19 protein-coding genes are annotated in these 19,505 nt (G+C 70.8%); 10 read left to right on the forward strand and 9 right to left on the reverse strand.

From position 1 onward, the window contains the following. The first annotated feature begins 9 nt into the window (after positions 1-9). The 4 genes from ACIRP2_RS08470 (at position 10) to ACIRP2_RS08485 (ending at position 5,100) form a co-directional block, all read left to right on the forward strand. Positions 10-888 carry a menaquinone biosynthetic enzyme MqnA/MqnD family protein gene (locus tag ACIRP2_RS08470; protein ID WP_404247856.1) on the forward strand — a complete coding sequence of 293 codons (879 nt, stop codon included), beginning with the start codon at positions 10-12 and terminating at the stop codon, positions 886-888. Positions 889-1,355: 467 nt separating this feature from the next. After that, entirely contained in the window at positions 1,356-3,167 is a 1,812-nt protein-coding gene (locus tag ACIRP2_RS08475) for a serine/threonine-protein kinase (protein WP_404247858.1), read from the forward strand. Between the two features lie 72 nt (positions 3,168-3,239). Next, positions 3,240-4,439 carry a cyclic dehypoxanthinyl futalosine synthase gene (mqnC, locus tag ACIRP2_RS08480; protein ID WP_404247860.1) on the forward strand — a complete coding sequence of 400 codons (1,200 nt, stop codon included), beginning with the start codon at positions 3,240-3,242 and terminating at the stop codon, positions 4,437-4,439. A 7-nt stretch (positions 4,440-4,446) separates the two neighbouring features. Next, positions 4,447-5,100, forward strand: a complete 654-nt coding sequence (locus ACIRP2_RS08485) for an imidazolonepropionase-like domain-containing protein (protein WP_404247862.1) — start codon at positions 4,447-4,449, stop codon at positions 5,098-5,100. 58 nt (positions 5,101-5,158) lie between these two features. On the opposite strand, the gene ACIRP2_RS08490 is transcribed toward ACIRP2_RS08485, so the two are convergent. The 4 genes from ACIRP2_RS08490 to ACIRP2_RS08505 all read right to left on the reverse strand — a co-directional run bounded on the left by ACIRP2_RS08490 (position 5,159) and on the right by ACIRP2_RS08505 (position 8,544). Next, entirely contained in the window at positions 5,159-6,133 is a 975-nt protein-coding gene (locus ACIRP2_RS08490; RefSeq protein ID WP_404247864.1) for a DUF3152 domain-containing protein, read from the reverse strand. After that, entirely contained in the window at positions 6,123-7,064 is a 942-nt protein-coding gene (locus ACIRP2_RS08495) for a hypothetical protein (protein ID WP_404247866.1), read from the reverse strand. Before ACIRP2_RS08495 ends, ACIRP2_RS08490 begins: the two co-directional genes overlap by 11 nt. Before the next feature lie 10 nt (positions 7,065-7,074). Further along, positions 7,075-7,584: a SigE family RNA polymerase sigma factor gene (locus ACIRP2_RS08500; protein WP_404247868.1), complete on the reverse strand. Its 510-nt coding sequence runs from the start codon at positions 7,582-7,584 to the stop codon at positions 7,075-7,077. A 327-nt stretch (positions 7,585-7,911) separates the two neighbouring features. After that, positions 7,912-8,544, reverse strand: coding sequence for a DUF3152 domain-containing protein (locus ACIRP2_RS08505; RefSeq protein WP_404249400.1), 633 nt, complete (start codon positions 8,542-8,544; stop codon positions 7,912-7,914). A gap of 237 nt (positions 8,545-8,781) precedes the next feature. Between ACIRP2_RS08505 and ACIRP2_RS08510 the strand changes: the two genes are divergently transcribed. Next, on the forward strand, positions 8,782-9,495 hold the full coding sequence (locus ACIRP2_RS08510) for a demethylmenaquinone methyltransferase (protein ID WP_404247870.1): 714 nt from the start codon (positions 8,782-8,784) through the stop codon (positions 9,493-9,495). 102 nt (positions 9,496-9,597) lie between these two features. Here the strand turns inward: ACIRP2_RS08510 and ACIRP2_RS08515 are convergent, their stop codons facing one another. After that, positions 9,598-10,122, reverse strand: a complete 525-nt coding sequence (locus ACIRP2_RS08515; protein WP_404247872.1) for a GNAT family N-acetyltransferase — start codon at positions 10,120-10,122, stop codon at positions 9,598-9,600. A gap of 97 nt (positions 10,123-10,219) precedes the next feature. Here ACIRP2_RS08515 and ACIRP2_RS08520 point away from each other — a divergent pair, with 97 nt between their 5' ends. Next, on the forward strand, positions 10,220-11,506 hold the full coding sequence (locus tag ACIRP2_RS08520; RefSeq protein ID WP_404247874.1) for a geranylgeranyl reductase family protein: 1,287 nt from the start codon (positions 10,220-10,222) through the stop codon (positions 11,504-11,506). Positions 11,507-11,534: 28 nt separating this feature from the next. On the opposite strand, the gene ACIRP2_RS08525 is transcribed toward ACIRP2_RS08520, so the two are convergent. The 4 genes from ACIRP2_RS08525 to ACIRP2_RS08540 form a co-directional block, all read right to left on the reverse strand. Beyond that, positions 11,535-11,720: a hypothetical protein gene (locus tag ACIRP2_RS08525; protein ID WP_404247876.1), complete on the reverse strand. Its 186-nt coding sequence runs from the start codon at positions 11,718-11,720 to the stop codon at positions 11,535-11,537. A 195-nt stretch (positions 11,721-11,915) separates the two neighbouring features. Further along, the gene (locus ACIRP2_RS08530; protein WP_404247878.1) at positions 11,916-13,160 is read right to left on the reverse strand and encodes an MraY family glycosyltransferase; all 1,245 of its coding nucleotides are present in this window, start codon (positions 13,158-13,160) and stop codon (positions 11,916-11,918) included. A gap of 280 nt (positions 13,161-13,440) precedes the next feature. Next, positions 13,441-14,661, reverse strand: a complete 1,221-nt coding sequence (locus ACIRP2_RS08535; RefSeq protein ID WP_404247880.1) for an MFS transporter — start codon at positions 14,659-14,661, stop codon at positions 13,441-13,443. A 228-nt stretch (positions 14,662-14,889) separates the two neighbouring features. Beyond that, entirely contained in the window at positions 14,890-15,723 is an 834-nt protein-coding gene (locus ACIRP2_RS08540) for a C40 family peptidase (protein WP_404247882.1), read from the reverse strand. Positions 15,724-16,480: 757 nt separating this feature from the next. Here ACIRP2_RS08540 and ACIRP2_RS08545 point away from each other — a divergent pair. From ACIRP2_RS08545 to ACIRP2_RS08560, 4 genes are read left to right on the forward strand one after another with little or no spacing between them, the layout of a single operon-like run. Continuing rightward, positions 16,481-16,840 (forward strand): NADH-quinone oxidoreductase subunit A, encoded by a 360-nt coding sequence (locus tag ACIRP2_RS08545; RefSeq protein ID WP_003992243.1) that lies wholly within the window; start codon positions 16,481-16,483, stop codon positions 16,838-16,840. Between the two features lie 18 nt (positions 16,841-16,858). Next, the gene (locus ACIRP2_RS08550) at positions 16,859-17,413 is read left to right on the forward strand and encodes an NADH-quinone oxidoreductase subunit B family protein (RefSeq protein WP_030975705.1); all 555 of its coding nucleotides are present in this window, start codon (positions 16,859-16,861) and stop codon (positions 17,411-17,413) included. After that, a complete protein-coding gene (locus tag ACIRP2_RS08555; protein ID WP_404247885.1) occupies positions 17,410-18,135 on the forward strand; it encodes an NADH-quinone oxidoreductase subunit C in 726 nt (241 codons plus the stop codon). The genes ACIRP2_RS08550 and ACIRP2_RS08555 overlap by 4 nt, the downstream gene beginning before the upstream one ends. Further along, a complete protein-coding gene (locus ACIRP2_RS08560) occupies positions 18,135-19,493 on the forward strand; it encodes an NADH-quinone oxidoreductase subunit D (RefSeq protein ID WP_404247887.1) in 1,359 nt (452 codons plus the stop codon). Before ACIRP2_RS08555 ends, ACIRP2_RS08560 begins: the two co-directional genes overlap by 1 nt. Positions 19,494-19,505: the final 12 nt, after the last annotated feature.

Below are 19,505 nucleotides of genomic sequence, written 5' to 3' on the forward strand. Positions count from 1 at the left end.
CCTCGCGATGTGGACAATTCAACCGTCTCAACCGTCGCAGGCGACGACCGTCGCAGCCGGCCGCGCGTCGGCCACATCCAGTTCCTGAACTGCCTTCCCCTGTACTGGGGACTGGCGAGAACCGGGACCCTGCTCGACATGGAGCTCTCGAAGGACACCCCGGAGAAGCTCAGCGAGCAGCTGATCAGGGGTGATCTGGACATCGGCCCCGTCACCCTGGTCGAGTTCCTGCGCAACGCCGACGACCTGGTCGCCTTCCCGGACATCGCGGTGGGATGCGACGGGCCCGTCATGTCGTGCGTGATCGTGTCGCAGGTGCCGCTGGACCAGCTGGACCGGGCCCGGGTGGCGCTCGGTTCGACCTCGCGCACCTCCGTGCGTCTGGCCCAGCTGCTGCTCGCCGAGCGGTACGGGGTCAGCCCGGACTACTACACATGCCCGCCGGACCTCGGCGTGATGATGCAGGAGGCGGACGCCGCCGTGCTGATCGGTGACGCCGCGCTGCGCGCCAACCTGCACGACGCGCCCCGGCTCGGCCTCCAGGTCCACGACCTGGGCCAGATGTGGAAGGACTGGACCGGGCTGCCGTTCGTCTTCGCGGTCTGGGCGGCCCGCAAGGACTATCTGGCGGCCGAGCCCCACCATGTGAACAAGGCGCACGAGGCCTTCCTGGCCTCGCGCGACGTCTCCCTGGAGGAGGTCACCAAGGTCGCGGAGCAGGCGGCACGCTGGGAGGCCTTCGACGCCGAGGTGCTGGAGCGGTACTTCACGACGCTGGACTTCCGCTTCGGCCCGGACCAGCTGGCGGGGGTACGGGAGTTCGCGCGCCGGGTCGGCCCGACGACCGGCTTCCCGGCGGACGTGAAGGTCGAGCTGCTCGGCGGCTGACCCGGAGGGCGGGAAGCGGCCGACGCCGTGGATGTCCCGGGCGCGCCGGCGCCGCGGAAGCCGGGCGGGACGCGGGCCGCGCCCGGTGCGTCCGGCGCGCGCCGCGCGCGGGAGACGGCCGACGGGAATGGGCCGGGATATGGATGAATCCTGTACCTCCTGGGTCGGATATCTCTTCCCGGCCTTCTCCCGCCCTTCCGTCGCCCTTCTCCGGTCGCTTCTCCTCGCCCGCCATCGATTCGGGTGAATACGCGTCGAATAGCCGATTCCCGGACGGTGTCCGAGGAGAGTCCCGGTCCTGAACCGGAATCGCTCGGGTGAACGACGTATTCACGCCTTTTGTTGTGTCGAAAGCCGTTGTTCGTTCCCTTGAGGGTGAAATCGGCGGATGGTTTCCTCTGGGACCCGATGACCTTCGCACCCTAGGCTTCGGTCGGAGGTCCGGCCGGTCCACAGGGGGAGTCCATATGCAGCCGCTGGAAGCCGGCGAACCGCTGACCATCGGTTCCTACCGACTGCTCGGCAGGCTCGGTGCGGGCGGCATGGGCCGGGTCTATCTGGGGCGCAGCGCGGGCGGACGCACCGTCGCGGTCAAGGTCGTGCACCCCCACTTCGCTCTCGACGAGCAGTTCCGGGCCCGGTTCCGGCGGGAGGTGGACGCGGCGCGGCGGATCGGTGCGCAGTGGACGGCGCCCGTCCTGGACGCCGACCCCGACGCCCCCATTCCATGGGTCGCCACCGGCTACGTGGCCGGGCCCCCGCTGTCCGCCGCGGTCGCCGAGCACGGCCCGCTGCCCGAGCACGCGGTGCGGACACTGGGCGCCGGACTCGGGGAGGCGCTGGCCGCGGTGCACGCCCAGGACCTCATCCACCGCGATGTGAAGCCCTCCAACGTGCTGCTCGCCCTCGACGGTCCCCGGCTGATCGACTTCGGGATCGCCCACGCCATCGGCGCCACCGCCTCGCTCACCTCCGCCGGGGTGTCGGTCGGCTCGCCCGGTTACATGGCGCCGGAACAGATCCGGGGCGTGGACATCTCGGGCGCGGCCGATGTCTTCTCGCTCGGTGCGGTGCTCGCGTACGCGGCCACCGGTACCGCGCCCTTCCTCGGTGACTCCTCCGCCGTACTGCTCTACAAGGTGGTGCACGAGGAGCCCGAGCTGGGAGAACTCGACGGGGAGCTGAGGGACATCGTCGCCGGCTGCCTGGCGAAGTACCCGGAGGACCGCCCGACCCCCATGGAACTGGCCCGGCAGCTCGCGCCGGGCGGGGCCGCCGCGCTGGTGGCGGCGGGATGGCTGCCCGGCCCGCTGGTGCGCGAGGTCAGCCGGGCGGCGGTCGCGCTGCTGGACCTGGAGCCGCAGGACGCGCCGGTGCAGTCGGGGCCGGTGCCGTTCAGCGGTGCGGCGTGGGGTGTGAACGGTGCGCCCGACGGCGGCGGTGCGAGTGGTGGGTTCGGCCCGCCGGTGGAGCCGTCCTCCTCGTACCAACCCGCCCGGCCGTCCCCGTGGCCCCCGACCGCCGCGGGCGCGACCGGGGCGGCGCAGCCGTCCGGGCTGCCGGGGCAACGCACGTCGGACCCCCGTTTCTCCGTCACCGTCGGCGCGCACTCCGAGGCGCCCGGCCCCGAGGCGAACCGGGGCCGGAGACTGAGCTGCACGGTCGCCCTCGCCGTGGCCGGTGCCCTCGCGGCCGTGACCGTGGGCAGCGCGTACCTGTTCGATCTGATGCCGGGCGGCGGCGGCCGGGACGTGGCCGAGCACGGTGGTGTCGGCAGCACCCCGTCGCCCGCCACGCCCTCCACCGAACACTCGCAGCCCTCGGAACCGGAGCCGGGCGGCGGCGGCACGGGCGGCGGGGACACGGGCGGCGCGGGGGACACGGCGGGCTCGGACCAGGTCACCGAGGTCCCGAAGGCGTTCACCGGCACCTGGAAGGGCCCGCTCACCGAGAAGACCAGCGGCCAGCCGCACGGCACGCTCACCGCCGTGTTCAGCGCCGGGAAGAAGGGCACGGACGTGGTCCGCATGACCACGGAGATCTCGGCTCTCGGGCTGAGCGTCCGCTGCAACAGCGTCGCCCGGCTCTCCTCCGGAACGGACGAGGAGCTGACGCTCCGGGAGCGCGCCGACCCCGACCGCCCCGGCGACCGGGCCCTGTGCACCTCCACCGAGTCCGACGTCCACTTCACGCGCGCCGCCGACGGCACGCTCCGCTTTCGCTCCGAGGAGAGGGGCGCGGGACTTCCGTACGGCACCCTCAGCCGGTCCGGCAGCTGACGCCGACAGGGGCTGGCGTAGGGTGAACCGGTCCGTAGATCCGTTGAAAAACCGCCGAAAGGTGACAGCCCGGTGACCGAGAAGGCCGACCTCCAGCCCATCCTCGACCGAGCCGCCGAGGGCGGTCGGATCACTCCGGAGGAGGCTCTCGACCTCTACCGGTCGGCGCCGCTGCACGCGCTGGGCGCGGCCGCCGACGCCGTACGCCGACGCCGCTACGCCGGTACGGAGCACATCGCGACGTACATCATCGAGCGCAACATCAACTACACGAACGTGTGTGTCACGGCGTGCAAGTTCTGCGCGTTCTACGCCGCGCCCAAGGACACCGCCAAGGGCTGGTCCCGCGACCTCGACGACATCCTGCGCCGCTGCGCGGAGACCGTCGAGCTCGGCGGTACCCAGATCATGTTCCAGGGCGGGCACCACCCGGACTACGGCGTCGAGTACTACGAGGAGCACTTCTCCGCCATCAAGAAGGCGTTCCCGCAGCTGGTCATCCACTCGCTCGGCGCCTCCGAGATCGAGCACATGGCCCGGATCTCCAAGGTCTCCGTGGAGGAGGCCATCCAGCGCATCCACACCGCCGGTCTCGACTCCTTCGCGGGTGCGGGCGCCGAGCTGCTGCCGGCCCGGCCGCGCAAGGCGATCGCTCCGCTCAAGGAGTCCGGTGAACGCTGGCTGGAGATCATGGAGGCCGCGCACCGCCTGGGCGTCGAGTCCACCTCCACCATGCTGATGGGCACCGGCGAGACCAACGCCGAGCGCATCGAGCACCTGCGGATGATCCGCGACGTGCAGGACCGCACGGGTGGCTTCCGCGCGTTCATCCCGTACACGTACCAGCCGGAGAACAACCACCTGAAGGGCCGGACGCAGGCGACGCTCTTCGAGTACCTGCGGATGATCGCCATCGCCCGGATCTTCCTCGACAACGTCGCGCACATCCAGGGCTCCTGGCTGACCACCGGCAAGGAGGTCGGCCAGCTGTCACTGCACTACGGCGCCGACGACCTCGGTTCGATCATGCTGGAGGAGAACGTCGTCTCCTCGGCCGGTGCCAAGCACCGCTCCAACCGCATGGAGATCATCGACCTGATCCGCAAGGCGGGCCGCGTGCCGGCGCAGCGCGCCACGACGTACGAGCACCTCGTCGTCCACGACGACCCGGCGAACGACCCGGTCGACGAGCGGGTGGTCTCGCACATCTCGTCCACCGCGATCGAGGGCGGCACGGCCCACCCGGAGCTGAAGCTCCTGAACGCCAACTGAGCCGGTTTTGCTGACCGTTCACGCCGCGCCGCTGGTTCTGCCGGTCGGCGCGGCTGCCGTTGCGCAGGGTGCGGTGGTGGTGGAGGGCGACCGGATCGTCGCCCTCGGGCCGTACGACGAGGTCGTCGCCGCCCACCCCTCGGCCCGGGTCCGCACATGGCCGGGCGTCATCACGCCGGGACTGCGGCAGTGGCACGGGCTGTGGCTGCTCACCCGCTGCTACCACCCCGACCCGCGCGAGGCGGACGCGCTCGGCGACCAGCCGCTGTGGGGCGAGGAATTCGAGCGGCTGGCCCCCGGGATGGACGCGACGCGGCGGGCGGGCAGCGTACGGCGCGGGCTGCAGCAGATGCTGAGGCACGGCACCACGCACGTCGCGGGCCGCTTCCACGACCCGGCCGTCCGCAATGCCCTGGCCCGCTCGGGTCTGACGGAGGTCTCGGCCGTCGGCGCCCCCGGCATCCTGGCCGGCGTACCGAGCCTGGACCCGTTCATGGAGGGGTACGACCTGCCCGGTACTGTGCACGGCCCGCTCGTCGTCGGCGGCCGCGCCGACCTCGCGGTCTTCGACGTACCCGATGAGGCGGCGCTGTGCGCGGTGGGGGCGGGGCGGTGCGTGGCCACGGTGCTGGGCGGGCGGCTGGTGTACCGGCGGCGTTAGGGCGTGGTCCCGATGGGCCCGTCCGGCCGGGCGTCCGGCACGCACGCCCGCTGCGCCGTCACGGGACGGACGGGCCGCGCAGATACGTGCCCGCGGACGTGTACGGCCACGCGTTGGCGACGCACCCCTTCAGTCCGTCGATCTGCTGCATCATCGCGGGCGCGCGGCGTCCGGGCCCCGGACAGGTCTCATGGCCGTGGCCCAGCCAGTGGCCGACCTCGTGGTTGATGATCAGCGCCCGGTACTCGCCCAGTGGGCCGTCGAACTGCGGTGACCCCCGCATCCACCGCTTCAGGTTCACCACGACCGTGGTGCCGACGCGGCAGTTGACCTCGCCGTGCGTGTTCAGCCCGTACGCCCCGCAGAGCCGGTCCACGGTGTCCGGCGTCGCGATCCGGATCACCAGACCGGCCGGACCCGAGCCGACCTGCCGGAACGCGTCGTGCCCCGTGCGGGTCCAGCCGCGCGGGTCGGCGAACACCCCGGAGACCGCGGCCGCGGCGGGACGCGTGGCCAGACCGGTGCCCCGCTCCACCTCGACGCGGTAGCGGTGGACGGTGCCGGTGCCGTGACTGCCGGTGTGCGCCGGGGCAGCGGTGACGAACTCACCGGAGCCGTGCAGGGGCACGGACCCGGACGAGCTTTGGGACTCGTCCGCCCGCTTTCCCGCCTCCGGCTTCTTCTTTCCCGCGCGCCCCTTCCCGACGCCGGAATCGGTGTCGCCGTCGGCGTCGGCGTCGTCGGCCGAGGCGGAGCGGCGTGGACCGCCGGGCGTCGAAGGGGAGCCGGGCTCGACGCCCGGTCCCGGGGACGACGGCACCGCCACCCGGTCCGACGGGGTCTCCGCCTGTGCCGATGCCCTTTCACCGCCACTCCACGGCCCCCATACCAACGCCCCGCAGAGCAGCAGCGCACCCGGCACCAGCACGGCGCCCGTCACCTGTATCCGGGTCTTCCGGCGGCGGGCCCGCCGGATCGCACCACGACTGCCGCCACGGCCACGCGCCCGGCGGCCCCGCTCCTCACCCCTCATGGACGGACTCCTGCTTCGGCTCCATCGGGAACGCTTCGGCGTAACGCACCAGGCGCAGGAAGCGGTCGTCCCGGGCTACGTGGAGCAGTTGGTCGGCGGTGACCGGCGCCGAGACGGCGGCCGAGTCGTCGCCGTCGGCCGAGAGGACGACGGTGCTGTCCCTGTACACGAAGCTGATGTCGACGCCGACGACGTGCTTCCGGCCCTTCGAGCTGTCGGTCGTGGTGACGGCGCGGGCCACGATCCCGTCCAGCAGGGTGACCTGCTCGCACCGGTACTTCTTCTCCTTCTCCGGGTCGTACGGGCAAGGCTTCTGCGGGCTGTCGGACGGGCCGGCGGTGGGGCGCACGGAGAAGACGACGGGGAAGACATGGCCCCCGGAACCGCCCTGGTACCGGCTCACGGTCAGGTCGACCGGGCGTACCGTGCCGAACGCCGCAGGCAACAGCTCGTCCAGCACGGCCGCCGCCTGCTGCTGGAACTTCTCCTGCCGCCCGCGCTCGGGCGCGGGCAGGTCGGCCATGGACGACTCGCCCGGAGTGGGTTCGACGTGGGCGGGCGTACGTGTCGGCCCGGTGTACGAGGGGATCGGCTCCGGGAAGCCGGGCGTGGGAGCGGTGCGTACGGGGGACGGAGTCGCGTAGCTCGGGCTCGGTACGGGCGAGGGCGCCCCGACCTGCGCGGTGCCGTCGCCGGAACCGGCGCCCGTGCCCCAGGACGGCAGCGTCGCGCCGAACACCCCGAGCGCCACCACTCCCACCATTCCGCCGCCGATCGCCGCCCGCGCCCTGATGCGGCGCCTGCGGCCCATGGCCAGGGCGACCGGCACCAGGTCCGGCAGCGGCGGTGCCCCCTCCGCCGCCTCCGCCATGGCCTCCCTGATCAGTCGGTCCTCGGTCTCCTGAGGCGCGCTCTGCGGAAACATGTCCATGACGTTCTCCTCAGCTGCGGGTGGTGTAGAGGTACCGGTCGCCCAGCCGCGTACGCAGCGTGGCGAGCGCGCGTGAGCACTGGCTCTTGACGGTGGACTCACTGCAGCGCAGCAGCTCGGCGACCGTCCGCACGCCCAGGTCCTCCCAGTAGCGCAGGACGACCATCGCCCGGGCGCGAGGCGGCAGTTCGGCGAGCGCGGTCAGCAGCGTCACCGTCAGCTCGGGGCCCACCGAGGGGGTCGGGGCATCGACATGGCTGTGGGCCAGGACGTCGCGGAGCCGGCGTCGGCGCTCGGCGAGATACGTCCGGGTGAGGACGGTGCGCGCATAGGCTGCGGGATGGTCGGCCCTGCTCGCCCGGTGCCAGTGCTGGAAGAGCTTGGCCAGCGTCGTCTGGGTCAGGTCGCGGGCGCTCTCCGCATCGCCGCACAGCAGATATGCGGTCCGGTACAGACGCCGTTGGTTCGCCCGGGCGAACTCCTCGAATCCGGTGGAGTCCCGACTGCCGTCTGCGGTCATCTGTCCCCCTCTCCGGGGTCTCGGTGGTCTCTCACCCCTGTACTGAGCAATGCCGTGGCCAAAAGGTTGAGGTCGAGTTCCGGAACGTTCCGGCGCCCGTGCCCGACCGGCGCGAGGCGGCGCCGACCGGGCAGCGGTGTCCGGCGTACGGGACCTGGCGGCGCTGCGCGGCGAGGGGGCTCGGCGGACGGCTGGTTCCCCGGCGCACCCGAGCCCGCGTGCGCCGGCTGCCGGCTTTGCCGCGCAGGGTCGCCCTCGCGCGTGATCAGCGGGTTTCGCTCGTGATCGCGGGGACAGCCCCTGGGCCCGTCCGACGGGCCCAGGCCGTCACGGTACCGACGGACCGCCCAGGTACCGGCCCTCGGCGTCGTACGGCCAGGCGTTGGAGACGCACCCCTTCAGCCCGTAGATCTGCTGCATCATCGCCGGGGCGGGACGGCCCTTGCCCGGACAGGTCTCGTGGCCGTGCCCCAGCCAGTGCCCGACCTCGTGGTTGATGATGAGGGCCCGGTAGTCGGCGAGCGGACCGTGGAACTCGGGCGACCCCTGCTGCCAGCGCTTGAGGTTGACCATGACATCGGTGCCGACCCGGCAGTTGACCTCGCCATGGGTGTCGAGGCCGCTCCGCCCGCAGATGGCGTCGGTGGTCCCGGGGGTGGCGATGCGTACGACCAGTCCCGCCGGGCCGTCGGCGACCTGGCGGAAGACGTGCTCGCCATGGTGCGACCAGCCCCGTGGCGCGGCCAGGATGCGGGCGATCTCGGCGGCGGCCTCGTCCGGGTCGATGCCCGACCCGTCCTCCACCTCGACCCGGTAGGCGTTGCCCCCGGCCCTGGACCTGCCCCCGTTCGGGACGCCCGCGCGGGCGACGGTGAACGTGCCGATCTCCGACGCGCTCCCGGACGCGGACGGTGTGGCCGCCTTCCCGTCACCGCCACCGTTCCATCGGGGCCCCACCACGGCGGCACAGATCAGTACGGCCGGGACGACCACGGCGACGAGCAGCCGGTTCCGGCCGCGTTCCGGCCAGAACCGCCGGCGCGCGCCCTGTGCGGACATCTGTGCTCCCCCCTGCTCCCGGCGACTCCGGGCTCCCCCTCTGTACTGACCCCCGCCGGACCGAATCGGTTCAGTCTGCAAGGACACGACTCGCGACCGGCGCGAAGCACGACGGACCGGGGCTGCTTGAATGGGCGGGTGACCCGAGCCTCCCTGGACAAGCAGCCGCACGAAGTCGCCACGATGTTCGACGGCGTGGCGGCGAACTACGACCTCACCAACGATGTGCTGTCGCTCGGCCAGGCCCGGCTGTGGCGCAAGGAAGTCGCGAAGGCGGTCCACGCCCGGCCCGCGGAGAAGGTCCTCGACCTGGCCGCCGGCACGGCGACGTCCTCGCTGCCCTTCGCCGCGACGGGCGCGTACGTCGTGCCGTGCGACTTCTCCCTCGGCATGCTCCAGGAGGGCAAGAAGCGCAATTCCTGGCTGCCCTTCACCGCGGGCGACGCCACCAGGCTGCCGTTCCGCGACGAGACCTTCGACGCGGTGACGATCTCCTTCGGGCTGCGCAACGTCCAGGACACGGACGCGGCGCTGCGCGAGCTGTACCGGGTGACGAAGCCGGGCGGCCGGGTGGTGATCTGCGAGTTCTCGCAGCCGACGTGGACGCCGTTCCGCACGGTGTACACGGAGTACCTGATGCGGGCGCTGCCGCCGGTCGCGCGCGCGGTGTCGTCCAACCCCGACGCCTACGTCTATCTCGCCGAGTCCATCCGGGCCTGGCCCGACCAGGCGGGGCTCGCGGCGAAGCTCCAGCGGGCCGGCTGGTCGAAGGTCGCCTGGCGCAACCTCACCGGTGGTGTGGTGGCACTGCACCGGGGCGTGCGCCCGCCGGCCTCCGGGCCCCGACCCTGAGGACCGGGCCCCCGACCCGAGGGGCGGGGCCCGCGGCCCGGCCGAGTGGTTCCGCGGCCCGAGCGACCGGGCCCCTGCCTCGTGATGCCGACCGGCCCGTTGTCACGGGGCGAGTTCCAGCCGGAAGCAGCGCACTTCATTCCCCGACTCCGGTGCCGTGAAGCTCTCCGCCCGTTCCATCCCCAGCCGCAGGGCCACGGCGACCGACCGCTGGTTGCGTGCGTCGATCGTCGCCACGACCCGTTCCACCCCGGCCGCGCGCAGCCGCTCCAGCGTGAGGCGCGCGGCGGTGGTGGCGTAACCCCGGCCCCAGGCCGAGCGGGCCAGCCGCCAGCCGATCTCGGTCTCGCCCACCGGGCCGTACGTGGTCCGCGGCCAGGGCTGGGCGCCGGTGAAGCCCGCGACCTCACCGTCCTCGCCGAGCACCGTCCACAGGCAGTACCCCAGCTCCGCGTCGAGTCTGCGCTGTCGGGCGGTCCACTCCTCGTACATCGAAAGCTCCTCCGACGTACCGCCGAAGAACTCCATCACCTCGGGGTCGTCGAACGCGCGGTGCCAGGAGAGCGCGTCCTCGTCGGTCGGGACGCGCAACTGCAGGGAAGGAGCGGCGAGTGGCACGGTCGACATCGGGGAGCCCTTCGGAAAGTTGATCAGCGGACCCCCATAGACTGCATGGGACAGGTGCCGCGCGGCACGCGATTTCGAGTCTTCGGGAGATCCGACCGTGACCGAGCAGCCCCTCTCCGAACACAGCGCGGATGTGATCGTCGTCGGGGCAGGCCCGGCCGGCTCCACGACCGCGTACTACCTCGCCAAGGCCGGACTTGACGTCCTGCTCCTGGAGAAGACGGCGTTCCCCCGGGAGAAGGTCTGCGGCGACGGCCTCACCCCGCGTGCGACCAAGCAGCTCGTCTCCATGGGCATCGACATCTCCGAAGAGGCCGGCTGGCTGCGCAACAAGGGTCTGCGCATCATCGGGGGCGGCGTCCGGCTCCAGCTGGACTGGCCCGACCTCGCCTCGTACCCGGACTACGGACTGGTCCGCAAGCGCGACGACTTCGACGAGCAACTGGCCCGCCAGGCGCAGAAGGCGGGCGCACGGCTGTACGAGCGCTGCAACGTCGGCGCCCCGATCGTCGACGACCGCACCGGCCGCATCACCGGCGTCAACGCGAAGCTCGGCGAGGAGAAGACCCCGGTCACCTTCCACGCCCCGCTCGTCGTCGCCGCCGACGGCAACTCCACCCGGCTGTCGCTCGCCATGGGCCTGCACCGGCGCGAGGACCGCCCGATGGGCGTGGCCGTGCGTACGTACTTCACCTCGCCCCGCCACGACGACGACTACCTGGAGTCCTGGCTGGAGCTGTGGGACCGGCGCGGCCCCCAGGACCGGCTCCTGCCCGGCTACGGCTGGATCTTCGGCATGGGCGACGGCACGTCCAACGTCGGCCTCGGCATCCTCAACTCCTCTTCCGCGTTCAAGGAGTTGGACTGGCGCGAGGTCCTCAAGGCGTGGTGCGCGTCCATGCCGCAGGACTGGGGCTACACCCCGGAGAACATGACGGGTCCGATCCGCGGCGCCGCCCTCCCGATGGCGTTCAACCGCCAGCCGCACTACACCAAGGGCCTGCTGCTCGTCGGTGACGCGGGCGGGATGGTCAACCCGTTCAACGGCGAAGGCATCGCGTACGCCATGGAGTCGGGCCAGATCGCCGCGGACGTCATCGTCCAGGCCCACGCCCGCGCGACCCCGGCCCAGCGCGAACTGGCTCTCACCAACTACCCGAAGGTGCTCAAGGAGACCTACGGCGGCTACTACACGATGGGCCGCGCCTTCGTGAAGCTGATCGGCAACCCGAAGGTCATGAAGGTCGCCACCCAGCGCGGTCTGACGCACCCGCTGCTGATGAAGTTCACGCTGAAGATGCTCGCCAACCTGACCGACCCGACGGGCGGCGACGCGATGGACCGGATCATCAACGGCCTGTCGAAGGTGGCCCCGAAGGCCTGAGCCGCCCCCGGACCTGCCACGGCCGCGCTCAGTCGGTGAGCGCGGCCGCGACGATCTTCTCGATGTACATGATCTCCGAACCGGCTCCCGTGGGGTTCGGCGAGTGGACCACCCGGTGCTTCAGGTTCCGGGTGGCGAAGAACCCGTTGTCCCAGCCGGGCCGGGAACCCGTCTTGCCCCAGGTGGTCCGGCCGTCCGGCAGCTCGTACCGCATCAGGCCGTCGACGCCGAAGCAGGCCGTTCTGTCGGGACAGCTGGTGTTGGTGGTGGCACTGGGTGGGGGATCAGGGATGGCCCTGTGCGAGCCCGGAGCGATGCGCCGACGCCGCGTGGGGGTTTTCCCGGGGCCGGTCGCGGACGGTCACGACCGGAGCCGCCGCGTGGGCTGCCGGCGGAGCCTCGGCGTGGGCTAGGACCGCCGCCCCGCGCCCGCGCTCGCACGGCGGACGTCTGCCTCCTCCTCGGCGCGCCGCCCGCCGACGGCGATCACGCGGCCTGCGGACCTGCGCGGCCGTACCCGGGCCAGAAGGCGGGCGAGGCCGGCTTCGTAGCGGGGCTGGAGCAGCAGAAGCAGGCCCAGTCCGCAGACGAACGCGACGGCGAACAGCATCCAGGACTTGGCGCCCCGCGCCGAGTAGGCCACGATCCCGAACGAGAACAGCGCCGACCAGAAGTACATGAGAAGCACGGCCCGGCGGTGCGAGTGGCCGAGCTGGAGCAGCCGGTGGTGGAGGTGTCCCTTGTCGGCGGAGAAGGGGGACCGTCCGTTCCACGTACGCCTGACGACGGCGAGCACGAGGTCCGCGACCGGCAGCGCGATGACGGACAGCGGAAGCAGCAGCGGGATGTAGACCGGCACCATCGCGGCCGAACCGGACGTACCGTCGACGGTCTGTTTGAGGAGGCTCGGATCGACCTCGCCCGTGACGGAGATGGCGCACCCGGCGATGAGCAGCCCGAGCAGCATGGAACCGGAGTCCCCCATGAAGATCCGGGCCGGGTGCGAGTTGTGGATCAGGAAGCCGAGGCACATGCCCGCGAGGATCGCGGAGATCAGCGTGGTGGCCGCGGCGGCCTCGATCCCGTAGCCGTACCAGAGCCGGTAGGCGTACAGGAAGAACGCCGTCGCGGCGATGCCCACCGTTCCGGCGGCCAGGCCGTCGAGCCCGTCGACGAAGTTGACCGCGTTGATGGTGAAGACGATCAGTCCCACGGTCAGCAGGGTGCCCTGCCAGTCGGCGAGGTAGATCCCGTCGGTGCCCGGTACCGGGAGCCAGAGGATCGCCAGCCCCTGGAACGCCATCACCCCGGCGGCCAGCAACTGCCCGCCGAGCTTGACCAGCGAATCGAGCTCCCACTTGTCGTCGAGCACCCCCAGCAACCAGATCAGCGCGGCACCGGACAGCAGCGCCCGGGGCGTCGAGCTCTCGGTGAAGATCTCCTCCAGGTGCGGGAGGTGCGAGGCCACCAGGTATCCGGCCAGCAGCCCGCCGAACATGGCGATGCCACCGAGGCGGGGGGTGGGTTCGCGGTGGACGTCGCGTGCCCGGATCTCGGGCATCGCCCCGACGGCGATGGCGAACTTCCGTACGGGGCCGGTCAGGAGATGGGTCACCGCAGCCGTGATGAACAGCATGAGCAAGTAGTCCCGCACGGGCGGCCCTCACATTTCCGGCCCAGCAGCAGGCCGATACCTGAACAGTTTCTTCCGGTACTCCGGGACCGCTGCTCAGGGTGGGACGGGGCCGGTGGCGAGTCGGATGCGGCCACACGTGAAGCCCGGACCCCGGTCGAGGCCCCTCACTGCGCCCCGGCGAGCCTAACCCATGCGGATTTCTGTACGACGAGGGTGTGGCGGGGCGCGGGGGTGCTCGCCGCGGATGAAGGCGCTGCGGCTCACCCCCGCCGGGCCCCGAGGACGGGGCCGGGGTGGTTCACCCCCGCCGGGAGCCGAGGCGTCCGGGGCGCGTCCCGGGCAGGGCCACCACGACCACCGCGACGGCCGCGACCACCCCACCGAGCCGCATGACCGCCGACACGGACAGGTGGTCGAGGACCGCCCCGCCCGTCAGGGCGCCGATGGCGAAGGTCGCCTGGAAGGACGCGGTGAACAGGACCGACGCCGCCTCCGGCGTGTCGGGTGCCGCCCTGGCGAACCACGCCTGTGAGCAGACCGGCACCGCACCGTAGGCCACCCCCCAGACGACCAGCAGCGCGACGGCGCCCGGCTGCCACCCGCCCAGGGCGGGCAGCAGGGCGGTCGCCGCGGCGATCAGCCCCGCGGCGAGCGCGGTCGCGGTGAGCGGCCGTCGCACCACGAGGGCGCCGCCGAGGAAGTTCCCGATGATTCCGGCGGCGCCGTAGACCAGCAGGAACACCGTGATCACGGCAGGGCCCGCACGGGTGACCTGTTCGAGGAACGGAGTGACATAGGTGTAGGTCGCGAAATGCGACAGAACGATGAGAAAGGTGATGAGCAAGGCGAACCGGGTGCCGCTTCGGCCGAGCACGGCACGGAGCAGGCTCGCCCGGGTGACCCGGGTCGGGGGCAGGGGTGGAAGCACCACCGGCATCAGGGCCAGTACGCCCGCGGTCAGCGCGCCCATGACCACGAACGACGTCCGCCAGCCGGCCAGACCGCCGATGAACGTGCCCGCGGGGACGCCGAGCACGGAGCCCAGCGGGACCGCCGAGAAGATCACCGCGGTCGCCCGGCCGACCGACTCGGGGCGGACCAGCCGCTCGGCCAGCCCCGCGCCGATCGACCAGAAGCCGCCGATGGTGATTCCCACCAGTACCCGGGCGGCCAGGAGGAGCCGGTAGTCCGTGGCCGCGGCGGTGAGGAGGTCGGCCAGGACCAGCAGGAGCATGAACCCGCCGAGCATCGCACGGCGGTCCACGCGCGCCGTCGCCACGGTGACCACGGGGGCGGAGACGGCGGCGAGGGCTCCGGGCATCGTCAGCAGCAGACCCGCGACCCCGTCCGACACGGCGAAGTCGGAGCCGATCGACGTCAGCAGGCCGATGGGCAGGATCTCCGTGGTGACGATCGAGAAGATGCCGAGCATGACCGAGACGACGGCGAGCCGGCCGCGTAACGGGGTGCGGGGCGGCGGGGCGGTTCGTCCGTCGGGAGTGGTGGCCGCGGTGGTCATGGCGGTGCCGTCCTGTGCTCGGTGACGCGAGGGCTGTTCGCCCCAGTTCACAAGCACCGGTGAGCGGTGTCCGGCCGGTTCGCGACGTCAACGGTCCCCGCCCGGGGTGATGTCGTGATTCCGCCGGAACGACGAAGGGCCGTCGCTCCCGAGCGGGGGAGTGACGGCCCTTCGTTGCGCGCCCGTACGGCGCTTGTGAATCCGTGAACCCGGTGGAACCTGCGGAACTCAGAGAACGCGGACCGCGCCCGACGGCGGGTCGTAGGACAGCGGACGCTGCACCACACCGGTGCTGGAGTTCTGCGCGCCGACGAACTCGCCGCCGCCCACGTACACCCCGACGTGGTACGCGCTGCCCGCACCGCCCCAGTACAGGATGTCGCCCGGCTGGAGGTTGCTCAGGGAGACCTGGGTGCCCGCGGTGGACTGGGCCTGCGAGACGCGCGGCAGGTCGACACCCACCGAGCGGAACGCGGCCTGGACGAGACCGGAGCAGTCCCACGAGTTGGGTCCGGTGCCGCCGGACACGTAGGCGTCGCCGACCTGGGCCTTCACGAAGGCGATGACGGACGCGGCGGAGCCGGTCGCGCTCGACGAGGAGGAGGACGAGGCCGACGTCGAGGCCACGGCGGTGGAGCCGGAGGTCGCGCTGAGCGACGTACGGACGGCGGTGCGGGAGGCGCGCTGGGCGGCGGCCTCCGCCTTGGCCTTGGCGGCGGCCTCCGCCTTCTTCTTGGCCTCCGCCTTGCGGACCGCCTCGGCCTTGGCCTTCTTGGCGGTCTTGGCCGCGGTGGCGGCGGCGGCGTCCTCCTGGGCCTGCGTCTGCAGGTCCTGGGCGACCTGCTGCGTGGCCTGGGCGGACGCGGCGACGGCGGTGGAGAGCCCGGCGGTGATGGTGGGCATCTCGATGGTCTGGGTCACCGGCTCGGCCTGGGCCGGGCCGGCAGCGCCTGCCACCGCGATGGTGCTGAGGACGCCACCGGCAACTCCGGCTCGCAGCGCCGTCTTCGGCGCGCTTCGGCGGGGCTTCCGGTGGCTGGGTATGTGAGCGGTGTGGGACATGAGTACTAGCGCTATCAGGGCCCCGGGGCTCCCTTCAAGAAACGTGTGTTGCGACACAGTTACGTCCGGAATCTGTGAATCCGCTTCCTGGCGGCCCTTATTGACGCCGTAACGGGCAAACCGGGCATGCTTGATCAGCGCTGTGATCACGGACTTTCGGTAATACGCCCGAATTGCCCGCCGCTTACCATCCGTTCACACCGATGGCCAAGCCCGCTTTTATCGGCGCCTGATCGAAGTGACACAGGTCACAGGGTGATCGTGGAGTGAGAGGCGTGCGCGTTTCGCATCTGAGGGGGCGTCGGATTTCGGCCACGGCCATTCATCCGGAAGATCGTGAATGGGTGCACACGTCCACTTCGCTCCCCGGGGGCCCCTCGCCCGAGTGAGATCAGAGTGGGGCAGATCCCCTTATCACTCCCAGGCCGTCCATTGCCAATTTGCCTCCGCGGGTATCTGATTGTTAGTGCAACACCGTGTTGACCAGCGCTAACAGCATCAGATGTCACGTCTCGTGACCGCTCGGCCGCTTTGCGTACGAAGATCACCGCTCAGGTGGCTTCGCGAGCCTTCGCCGGGTGGTGGAGATCACAAACTCGTTGTCGTACCCCGTGTCGCAGATCACAGGATGGCGGGCATAGGATGCGGGGCAGTCGGGCTTGTGAACTGCCTCACATGTGCACGATCTTGGTGGGGTGGCGAGCCGAATCGCCCGATGCGGTCCAACGGTCAAGGACGACTGGAAGGAGCGAGGAGCGTGAATGCCTACGCGCCCATCCTCGTGCTCGGCGCCCTCGGGGCAGGGTTTGCGATCTTCTCCGTGGTCATGGCCACGCTTATCGGCCCGAAGCGGTACAACCGAGCAAAGCTCGAAGCGTACGAGTGCGGTATCGAACCCACCCCCACTCCAGCCGGAGGCGGCCGCTTCCCCATCAAGTACTACCTGACGGCGATGCTCTTCATCGTCTTCGACATCGAGATCGTCTTCCTCTATCCCTGGGCGGTCACCTTCGACGCCCTGGGGATCTTCGGGCTCGTGGAGATGCTGCTCTTCGTGCTCACCGTCTTCGTCGCCTACGCGTACGTATGGCGTCGCGGCGGCCTGGAATGGGACTGAGGGGCTGAGGGGCACACCATGGGACTCGAAGAGAAGCTGCCGAGCGGCTTCGTGCTGACCACTGTCGAGCAGGCCGCCGGCTGGGTGCGGAAGTCGTCCGTCTTCCCCGCCACCTTCGGCCTCGCCTGCTGCGCCATCGAGATGATGACCACCGGGGCCGGGCGCTACGACCTGGCCCGTTTCGGGATGGAGGTCTTCCGCGGATCGCCGCGGCAGGCGGATCTGATGATCGTGGCAGGGCGGGTCAGCCAGAAGATGGCGCCCGTCCTGCGGCAGGTCTACGACCAGATGCCCAACCCCAAGTGGGTGATCTCCATGGGGGTTTGTGCATCATCGGGCGGGATGTTCAACAATTACGCCATTGTTCAAGGTGTTGATCATATTGTCCCTGTTGACATCTATTTGCCGGGCTGCCCGCCGCGGCCCGAGATGCTGATGGACGCGATCCTCAAGCTCCACCAGAAGATCCAGAGCTCCAAGCTCGGGGTCAACGCGGAGGAGGCCGCCCGCGAGGCGGAGGACGCGGCCCTCAAGGCACTGCCCCTGATCGAGATGAAGGGGCTGCTGCGGTGAGCGAGAACCGTCATCACGACGAGCAGAGCAACAACGGTGTGCCCGCACCGCGTGACGAGAGCGGCGAGGTCATCGGCGTACGCAAGGGCATGTTCGGCGCCAACAACGGCGGCGACACCTCCGGCTACGGCGGTCTCGTCCGCGCGGTGACCCTGCCGGGCGCCACGTCCCGTCCGTACGGCGGCTGGTTCGACGAGGTCGCGGACGAGCTCGAAGGGGCCCTGGAGGAACAGGACCTGCTTCCCGCCAACGCCATCGAGAAGACCGTCGTCGACCGCGGCGAACTCACCTTCCACATCGCCCGCGAGCACCTGGTCCAGGTCGCCCGCACCCTGCGCGACGACCCGGCGCTGCGCTTCGAGCTCTGTACCGGGGTGAGCGGCGTCCACTTCCTCGGCGACAAGGGCCGCGAGCTGCACGCCGTCTACCACCTGCGCTCGATCACGCACGGCCGGCTGATCCGCCTGGAGGTGTCGGCCCCGGACAGCGATCCGCACATTCCGTCGCTCGTCGAGGTCTACCCGACCAACGACTGGCACGAGCGCGAGGCCTACGACTTCTTCGGGCTCGTCTTCGACGGGCATCCCGCCCTCACCCGGATCATGATGCCGGACGACTGGCAGGGCTTCCCGCAGCGCAAGGACTATCCGCTCGGCGGTATCGCCGTCGAGTACAAGGGCGCCCAGATCCCGGCTCCGGACCAGCGGAGGTCGTACTCCTGATGTCTACTTCCCATGCCCAGCCCTCACCGGGTCCTTCCGGGACGCCCCTCTCGGACGCCCGCGACACGACCGAGGGGACCGTATACACCGTCACCGGCGGCGACTGGGACGAGGTGGTCGAGTCCGCGGTCAAGTCCGACGACGAGCGCATCATCGTCAACATGGGCCCCCAGCACCCGTCCACGCACGGGGTGCTGCGGCTGATCCTGGAGATCGACGGCGAGACCGTCACCGAGGCCCGCTGCGGCATCGGCTATCTCCACACCGGCATCGAGAAGAACCTCGAATTCCGGAACTGGACCCAGGGCACCACCTTCGTGACGCGCATGGACTACCTGACGCCGTTCTTCAACGAGGCGGCGTACTGCCTGGGCGTCGAGAAGCTGCTCGGCATCGAGGACCAGATCCCGGACCGGGCCACCGTCCTGCGCGTGCTCCTGATGGAGCTCAACCGGATCTCCTCGCACCTGGTGTGCATCGCCACCGGCGGCATGGAGCTCGGCGCCACCACGATCATGATCTACGGCTTCCGTGATCGTGAACTCGTCCTCGATCTCTTCGAGCTGATCACCGGGCTGCGGATGAACCACGCGTTCATCCGGCCCGGCGGACTCGCCCAGGACCTGCCGCCCGGCGCGGTCGACCAGCTCCGCGAGTTCGTGAAGACCATGAAGAAGAACCTGCCGGAGTACGACAAGCTCGCCACCGGCAATCCGATCTTCAAGGCCCGTATGCAGGACGTCGGCTATCTCGATCTGACCGGCTGCATGGCACTCGGCGCCACCGGCCCGATCCTGCGCTCCGCCGGGCTCCCGCACGATCTGCGCAAGACGGACCCCTACTGCGGATACGAGAACTACGAGTTCGACGTCCCCACCGCCGACAGCTGCGACGCCTACGGCCGCTTCCTCATCCGGCTGGAGGAGATGCGCCAGTCGCTGCGGATCGTCGAGCAGTGCATCGACCGGCTCGCCCCCGGACCGGTGATGGTCGCCGACAAGAAGATCGCCTGGCCGGCGCAGCTCGCGCTCGGACCGGACGGGCTCGGCAACTCGCTCGACCACATCAAGAAGATCATGGGCACCTCCATGGAGGCGCTGATCCACCACTTCAAGCTGGTGACCGAGGGATTCCGGGTTCCGCCCGGACAGGTGTACACCGCGGTCGAATCGCCCAAGGGCGAGCTGGGCGTCCATGTCGTCTCGGACGGCGGCACCCGCCCCTACCGGGTCCACTTCCGCGACCCGTCCTTCACCAATCTGCAGGCCATGGCGGCGATGTGCGAAGGCGGCCAGGTCGCCGACGTCATCGTCGCCGTCGCGTCCATCGACCCCGTGATGGGAGGCGTCGACCGGTGACCGAAGCACGTC

It is taken from the genome of Streptomyces sp. NPDC101194 (assembly GCF_044767885.1).
Lineage (GTDB): Bacteria > Actinomycetota > Actinomycetes > Streptomycetales > Streptomycetaceae > Streptomyces.

Excerpts from the sequence above, each read along its gene's own strand:
- ACIRP2_RS08560 (WP_404247887.1), top strand. The coding sequence starts at position 18,135 with ATGTCTACTTCCCATGCCCAGCCCTCACCGGGTCCTTCCGGGACGCCC.
- ACIRP2_RS08550 (WP_030975705.1), top strand. The coding sequence starts at position 16,859 with ATGGGACTCGAAGAGAAGCTGCCGAGCGGCTTCGTGCTGACCACTGTC.
- ACIRP2_RS08475 (WP_404247858.1), top strand. The coding sequence starts at position 1,356 with ATGCAGCCGCTGGAAGCCGGCGAACCGCTGACCATCGGTTCCTACCGA.
- ACIRP2_RS08540 (WP_404247882.1), bottom strand. The coding sequence starts at position 15,723 with ATGTCCCACACCGCTCACATACCCAGCCACCGGAAGCCCCGCCGAAGC.
- ACIRP2_RS08500 (WP_404247868.1), bottom strand. The coding sequence starts at position 7,584 with ATGACCGCAGACGGCAGTCGGGACTCCACCGGATTCGAGGAGTTCGCC.
- ACIRP2_RS08495 (WP_404247866.1), bottom strand. The coding sequence starts at position 7,064 with ATGGACATGTTTCCGCAGAGCGCGCCTCAGGAGACCGAGGACCGACTG.
- ACIRP2_RS08525 (WP_404247876.1), bottom strand. The coding sequence starts at position 11,720 with ATGCGGTACGAGCTGCCGGACGGCCGGACCACCTGGGGCAAGACGGGT.
- ACIRP2_RS08490 (WP_404247864.1), bottom strand. The coding sequence starts at position 6,133 with ATGAGGGGTGAGGAGCGGGGCCGCCGGGCGCGTGGCCGTGGCGGCAGT.
- ACIRP2_RS08515 (WP_404247872.1), bottom strand. The coding sequence starts at position 10,122 with ATGTCGACCGTGCCACTCGCCGCTCCTTCCCTGCAGTTGCGCGTCCCG.
- ACIRP2_RS08535 (WP_404247880.1), bottom strand. The coding sequence starts at position 14,661 with ATGACCACCGCGGCCACCACTCCCGACGGACGAACCGCCCCGCCGCCC.